Source organism: Vibrio sp. 10N.222.52.B7 (assembly GCF_041474275.1).
GTDB lineage: Bacteria > Pseudomonadota > Gammaproteobacteria > Enterobacterales > Vibrionaceae > Vibrio > Vibrio crassostreae_C.
The window spans coordinates 1-565 of record NZ_JBFRTU010000044.1; the positions used below are offsets into that span (position 1 = coordinate 1).

Consider the following 565-nt stretch of genomic DNA (forward strand, 5'->3'; position numbering starts at 1 on the left):
ATGAGTATCTCGTTTGGCATTACGATTCGTGTTGGACACGCTTTGGGTGAAAAAGATGAACTTGGCGCGATTGAGCGCAGTAAAGTCGGTATTTTGGTGGCAGCATTAATCTCGTTGCTTTCGGTAGCGATGTTCCTACTGTTCCCTGAATTAATCATTAGGCTTTACACCACTGACCCTGCAATTAGCGCAACAGCAGCAGTATTGTTGACCTTTACGGCGATGTACCAATTCAGCGATGCATTGCAAACGTCTGCTAACGGCGCACTGCGTGGCTATAAAGACACTAAGATCCCGATGATCTTAGCTATCGCTTCATACTGGGGCTTAGCACTACCATTAGGTATGGTGTTGGGCTTAACAGACCACATTGTTCCAGCAATGGGTGAAGAAGGCTTTTGGATTGGTATCCTAACGGGCTTGAGCGTTTCAGCGACGCTGATGTTAATTCGCTTACGACACGTGATTAAGAAACGTGACTTGCCACCAGCAAGTGCTCCATTGGCAAACTAAGATAGGCCAATAAGCTAGTAGAAAAAAGCGCGTTATTGCTACTCGGCAATAA

The 565-nt window shown here is 46.0% G+C and carries 1 protein-coding gene; it reads left to right on the plus strand.

The window, feature by feature from the left end; genetic code table 11:
- On the plus strand, positions 1-513 hold a 513-nt coding region (locus AB4512_RS13130), incomplete at its 5' end, for an MATE family efflux transporter (protein WP_372175013.1).
- Positions 514-565 lie beyond the last annotated feature (52 nt).